The organism is Arenimonas sp. (assembly GCF_019459675.1).
Classification (GTDB): domain Bacteria; phylum Pseudomonadota; class Gammaproteobacteria; order Xanthomonadales; family Xanthomonadaceae; genus Arenimonas.
Genome location: NZ_JAIBFH010000322.1, coordinates 1 through 5,735, shown reverse-complemented (window position 1 = coordinate 5,735; position 5,735 = coordinate 1). Strand labels below are relative to the sequence as shown.

6 protein-coding genes and 2 tRNA genes are annotated in these 5,735 nt (G+C 67.4%); 3 read left to right on the top strand and 5 right to left on the bottom strand.

The genetic code is table 11. From position 1 onward, the window contains the following. Both K0M70_RS10960 and K0M70_RS10955 read left to right on the top strand, forming a co-directional pair. A partial coding sequence (locus tag K0M70_RS10960; RefSeq protein WP_290781896.1) for a multicopper oxidase domain-containing protein occupies positions 1-957 on the top strand: 957 nt, incomplete at its 5' end. Between the two features lie 28 nt (positions 958-985). After that, positions 986-1,549, top strand: a complete 564-nt coding sequence (locus K0M70_RS10955) for a DUF411 domain-containing protein (RefSeq protein WP_290781895.1) — start codon at positions 986-988, stop codon at positions 1,547-1,549. Here K0M70_RS10955 and K0M70_RS10950 read toward each other — a convergent pair. From K0M70_RS10950 to K0M70_RS10930, 5 genes are all read right to left on the bottom strand, one after another. Further along, a complete protein-coding gene (locus tag K0M70_RS10950) occupies positions 1,530-2,213 on the bottom strand; it encodes a 4'-phosphopantetheinyl transferase superfamily protein (protein WP_290781894.1) in 684 nt (227 codons plus the stop codon). The genes K0M70_RS10955 and K0M70_RS10950 overlap by 20 nt on opposite strands. Positions 2,214-2,319: 106 nt before the next feature. Then, positions 2,320-2,395 (bottom strand) — tRNA-Glu (locus K0M70_RS10945). A 22-nt stretch (positions 2,396-2,417) separates the two neighbouring features. After that, positions 2,418-2,493, bottom strand: a tRNA-Ala gene (locus tag K0M70_RS10940). Positions 2,494-2,536: 43 nt separating this feature from the next. Then, complete coding sequence (locus K0M70_RS10935) at positions 2,537-3,037, bottom strand: DUF1249 domain-containing protein (protein WP_290781893.1); 501 nt, start codon at positions 3,035-3,037, stop codon at positions 2,537-2,539. A gap of 38 nt (positions 3,038-3,075) precedes the next feature. After that, on the bottom strand, positions 3,076-3,897 hold the full coding sequence (locus K0M70_RS10930; protein WP_290781892.1) for a pyruvate, water dikinase regulatory protein: 822 nt from the start codon (positions 3,895-3,897) through the stop codon (positions 3,076-3,078). 163 nt (positions 3,898-4,060) lie between these two features. Here K0M70_RS10930 and ppsA point away from each other — a divergent pair. Further along, positions 4,061-5,735: phosphoenolpyruvate synthase (ppsA, locus tag K0M70_RS10925; RefSeq protein ID WP_290781891.1), on the top strand; the 1,675-nt coding region annotated here is incomplete at its 3' end.

The window sequence follows — 5,735 nt, the reverse complement described above, 5'->3', positions numbered from 1 at the left end:
GAACCCACCACCATCCACTGGCACGGCCTGTTGCTGCCCAGCGGCATGGACGGCGTGGGCGGGCTCACGCAGCCCAAGATCGGGCCGGGCGAAACCTTCGCCTACGAATTTACGCTGCGCCAGCACGGTACGCACATGTACCACCCGCACGCCGATGAAATGACCCAGATGGCGATGGGCATGATGGGCCTGTTCATCATCCATCCCAAGGCCGGCGACACGGTGGACCGCGATTACGCGCTGATCCTGCACAACTTCGCCCTGCATCCGGGCACGCGTCGCCCGGACCCGGCGGTGATGCAGGATTTCGACCTGTGGACTTTCAATTCGAAGGTCTATCCGGCCATCGAAACCCTGGTGGCGCGCAGCGGAGAACGCGTGCGCATCCGCGTGGGCAACCTGAGCATGTGGAACCATCCCATCCACCTGCACGGCGTGCAGTTCGAGGTGACCGGTTCGGACGGCGGGCGCTGGCCGCGCGCCCAGTGGCGGCGCGAAGTGACGGAGATCGTGGGCGTGGGCCAGATGCGCGACATCGAGTTCACGGCCGTGCCGGGCGACTGGGCTTTCCACTGCCACATGTCGCATCACACGATGGGCCCGATGGGCCACGACATCCCCAATACGCTGGGCGTGGACCAGTCGGGCGTCGAGGAAAAAATCCAGCGCCTGCTGCCGGGCTACATGGCCATGGGCCAGGACGGCATGTCCGAACACCAGGAACACACCGACAGCGGCCACATGAAGGGCCCGGAGAACACGCTGGCCATGATGGCGGGCAAGGGCCCGTTCGGAAACATCGAAATGGGCGGCATGTTCACCGTGGTCAAGGTGCGCGACAACCAGGCGCCCGGCGACTACAGCGACCCGGGCTGGTACCGCCATCCGGCCGGCACGGTGGCCCGCCGCGTCAGCACCGACCCTTCCTTCGGCCAGCCGCCGCGTCGTCGCGGTTGAGGCCCTTCCCCTGCCCCCGGAGTTGCCCATGAAATCGAACTTCTGCCTGCCCGCTTTTGCCCTTGCGGCCGCCTTCGCCAGTGCCTGCAGCCCGGCCGCGCCGCCGGAAGCGGCTTCCCTGCCCGCTCCCGTCGCCCAGGCGCCCGCGCCTGCCTCCGCGCCTGCCGCTGCGCCTTCGCTGGTCGCGGAAGGGTCGCCGGCCGCATCGCCGCTGCCGCGCCTGGTGGTGCACAAGTCGCCCACCTGCGGCTGCTGCAGTGCCTGGATCAAGCACGTCGAAAAGGCAGGCTATCCCGTCGAGGTGGTCAACGGCGAGGATCTCAATCCGCTCAAGCTCGCCATCGGCGTGCCGGCCGGCAAGGGGTCCTGCCACACCGCCATCGTCGAGGGCTATTTCATCGAAGGCCACGTCCCCGTCGAAGACGTGGCGCGCCTGCTGGCGGAGCGCCCGGATGCGCGCGGACTTACGGTGCCCGGGATGCCGGTCGGTTCGCCGGGCATGGAAGTGCCCTCGGGCGAAGTGCAGCCCTACACCGTGTACCTGGTGAACAGGGACGGCAGCAGCACGCCCTTCAGCCAGCACGGTCGATGAGGACGGGCGCCATCGCGTAGCGCCATCCGCGCGGATCGCCGTCCACGCCCAGCGCGCCAAGGCGGGCGCCGGGCCAGGCGGCCAGCGCCAGGCTGCCGCCATCGGGGCGCGGCCAGGTCCAGGCCTCGGCCTGCGCGGCATCGCAGGCCTGGGCGCTGCAGCGGCGGGCCTGCGTGCGCTGCAGGCCGCGCCCGCTGCGCTTCGCCCAGGCTTCCTTCAGCGTCCAGGCCTGCAAGAACAACGCCGGCCGCGCCGCTTCGGAGGCCGCCAGCAAGGCTTCGTTCTCTTCGGGGGAAAACATCGCGCGGCCCAGGGCCAACCAGTCGCGCGGCGTGCCGGCCTGTTCCACATCCACGCCCAGTGCGCCGGTGCCCACGGCCACGACCACGTCGCTTTGGGCGTGGGTGATGGAGATGAACAGCGAGGGGAACCCGGCGTGGTCCAGGCAACGCCGACCGACCACAGACACGCGCAGCGACCACTCCCCCGGCTCGCCGCCTGCGAACTGCGCGGCCAGCTGGCGGACCAGGCAATGGCCCGCCAGGAACTGTGCGGCGCGCCGGGCATCCGCGAATCCGTCCAGCCGCGCGCGCTCTTCGGCGTCCAGCCACGCCGGATGCGCGGGGGCGAGGGGCAGCGGCATCAGTTGCAGCAACAGGCTCATCGGCACTCGGGCATTCGCGGACACGGGCTGAAGGTGCATCTTCGCACCGTCAACGGCACAAACAAAAAGCCCGGCTAGGCCGGGCTTTTTGTTTGATGCTTGAAGCTGGCGTCCCCACGGGGATTCGAACCCCGGTCGCTACCGTGAAAGGGTAATGTCCTAGGCCTCTAGACGATGGGGACTTGAACCGTGTTGCAAATTAAGTGGTGGAGCTAATCGGGATCGAACCGATGACCTCTACAATGCCATTGTAGCGCTCTCCCAGCTGAGCTATAGCCCCACCGAAGGAAGAAGCGGAAGTTTAGACATGCGCCGGCGACTCGTCAAGCGCAAGCGACGTTTTTTTCTCCGGCGGCCTCCGGCTCGATGCTGGACAGGGTGTGCGGGCCGTGCCCCTGCCCGTCCAGGTAGTCCAGCCATTTGTTGAGGAAACCGTTCATCCGCAGGCGATGGCTGACCATGGCCTGCACGCTGGGGTGCAGTCCCAACACGTCCTGCCAGTGCCGCCCGACGTAGCAATGTGTAACCTCGGCCTGGCGCGCGTCGCGATAAAGGCGCACGTAGGCGGACGGGTCGGGCTGGCCGGTCTGTGCGTCGCGCATGCGGTAGCTCAGGCGCAGCTCCACCGTGTAGGCATGCTGTTCGATCACTTCCACCAGCAGGTCCAGGCCGCCCGGCACCCGGGAAACATAGGCGCCCGAGGACAGTGACTGCGGCTGGAACATACGCGTCAGGCGCTGGTAATTTTCGCCGTAAAGCCCCATCAGCCAGGCGAACCGGGTCATGCGGGGAAGGGCTTGGCGCTGGGTCGGGCTGAGCGACATGCTTTGATGCTAGCACGGGGATTTCTGCCCCCGCGTGACTAGAACATGTGGCGGTGGATGCCCTGGTGGGCCAGCACTTTTCCGGCGATTTCCTCGATGGAGGTATGGGTGGTGCTGAGCGCGGGGATGGCCTCCTGGCGGAACAGCGACTCGGCCGCGGCCACCTCGGCCTGGCAGGTGGCCAGCTTGGCGTAGCGCGAGTTGGGCTTGCGCTCCTCGCGGATCTTCTGCAGCCGCACCGGGTCGATGGTCAGGCCGAACAGCTTGCGGCGGTGCGGGCGCAGGCGCTTGGGCAGCTCGGCCGAGTCCAGGTCGTCGTCGGTCAACGGGTAGTTCGCGGCGCGCACGCCGTAGTGCAGCGCCATGTACAGGCAGGTCGGGGTTTTGCCCGAGCGCGACACGCCCACCAGGATGACGTCGGCGTCGTCGTAGTGGATGTCCATGCCGTCGTCGTGGGTCAGGGCGTAGTTGGTGGCATTGATGCGCTGTTCGTAGGCCGCGAAATCCACCATGCCGTGGGCATGGCCCACCCGGCCCTCGCGCCGGACGCCCAGTTCGTGCTCCAGCGGGCTGATGAACGGGGCGAACACGTCCAGCATCAGGGCGCCGCTTTCCGCCAGCAGGGCGTTGATGTCCGGGTCCACCACGGTGTTCACCACGATGGGCCGGCAGCCGTTGGCTTCGCCGGCACGCCGGATCTCGGAAACCGTGGCTTCGGCCTTCTCGATGCTGTCCACGAAGGCGATGCGGCGGGTCTGGAAGTCCACTCCGTTGAACTGGGTCAGCAGGCTGTGGCCGATGGTTTCAGCGGTGATTCCGGTGCCGTCGGAAACGTAGAAAATCGGTCGCGTGCCCGTCATGCCCTGCCCTCGTCCTGCGCGCCGCGTGCCGGCGCATGAAAAACCAGATAATTCAAGCTTGTATGGGGTAGCCCCGGGGTCGCATCATACGCAGCTGGAAACCCATCGTATGCGGGCCCGAGCCATCCGGCCACCGCCCCACCCCGAGCGCACGGAGACCCCCTTGAACGCCGACGTCCTCTGGCTGCATGAACTGCGACTTTCCGACCTGGCCCAGGTCGGCGGAAAGAACTCCTCGCTGGGCGAGATGATCGGCCAACTGGCCCACCTGGGCGTTTCAGTGCCCGGCGGCTTCGCCACCACGGCCGACGCCTTCCGGCGCTTCATCGAGCACAACAACCTCAGCCAGCGCATTTTCGACCGCCTGGCCGACCTGGACGTGGAAGACGTGGACGCGCTGGTGAGGGCCGGCGGCGAGATCCGCGGCTGGGTGATCGACGCCCCGCTGCAGCCGGCGCTGGACCAGGCCATCCGCGACGGCTACCGGCGCATGCGCGACGAATCGGGCGACGAGGCCCTGGCGGTCGCGGTGCGCTCGTCGGCCACCGCCGAGGACCTGCCCGACGCCAGCTTCGCCGGCCAGCAGGAAACCTTCCTCAACGTCACCGGGGAAGAAGACGTGGTGCGCAAGGTGAAGGAAGTCTTCGCCAGCCTCTACAACGACCGCGCCATCGCCTACCGCGTGCACCACGGCTTCAAGCACGAGGACGTGTTCCTTTCGGCCGGCGTGCAGCTGATGGTGCGTTCGGACATCGGCGCGTCGGGCGTGCTGTTCACGCTGGACACCGAGTCGGGCTTCCGCGACGTGGTGTTCATCACTTCCAGCTACGGCCTGGGCGAGATGGTGGTCCAGGGCGCCGTGAACCCCGACGAGTTCTACGTCTACAAGCCCACCCTGGAACAGGGCAAGCCGGCCATCCTGCGCCGCACGATCGGTTCGAAGCTGATCCGCATGGTGTATTCGGACCAGGCGGGCGAGCGCGTGCGCATCGAGGACACGCCGGCGGCGCTGCGCGGCAAGTTCTCCATCAACGACGCCGACATTGAAGAGCTGTCGCGCCAGGCGCTGACCATCGAGAAGCACTACGGCCGCCCGATGGACATCGAATGGGCGAAAGACGGACACACCGGCAAGCTCTACATCGTGCAGGCGCGCCCGGAGACCGTGCGTTCGCGCGGCAAGGCCACCGAAGTGGAGCGCTACCACCTGCTGTCGCGCAGCGAAGTGATCAGCGAGGGCCGCGCCATCGGCCACAAGATCGGTTCGGGCGTGGCGCGCGTGGTGCGCACGCTGGCTGAGATGAGCTCGTTCCAGGCCGGCGACGTGCTGGTGGCCGACATGACCGATCCCGACTGGGAGCCGATCATGAAGCGCGCGTCCGCCATCGTCACCAACCGCGGCGGCCGCACCTGCCACGCGGCCATCATCGCCCGCGAGCTGGGCGTGCCGGCCGTGGTGGGCACGGGCAATGCCATGCAGCTGGTGCAGGACGGCAGCGAGATCACCGTTTCCTGCGCCGAGGGCGACACCGGCGTCATCTACGCAGGCAAGCAGGACTTCGAGGTCATCACCACCGACCTGGGCAACATGCCCCCTGCCCCGCTCAAGATCATGATGAACGTGGGCAACCCCGAGCGTGCCTTCGACTTCGCCCAGCTTCCCAACCAGGGTATCGGCCTGGCGCGGCTTGAGTTCATCATCGCCCGCCAGATCGGCGTGCATCCGCGCGCTCTGCTGGAGTACGACAAGCAGCCGGCCGACCTGAAAGCCAAGATCGACACCATCATCGCAGGCTATGCCGACCCGGTGAGCTTCTACGTCGACCGCCTGGCCGAGG

Coding starts and splice junctions, on each gene's coding strand:
- K0M70_RS10930 (WP_290781892.1), bottom strand. CDS start 3,897: ATGACGGGCACGCGACCGATTTTCTACGTTTCCGACGGCACCGGAATC.
- K0M70_RS10935 (WP_290781893.1), bottom strand. CDS start 3,037: ATGTCGCTCAGCCCGACCCAGCGCCAAGCCCTTCCCCGCATGACCCGG.
- K0M70_RS10955 (WP_290781895.1), top strand. CDS start 986: ATGAAATCGAACTTCTGCCTGCCCGCTTTTGCCCTTGCGGCCGCCTTC.
- K0M70_RS10950 (WP_290781894.1), bottom strand. CDS start 2,213: ATGAGCCTGTTGCTGCAACTGATGCCGCTGCCCCTCGCCCCCGCGCAT.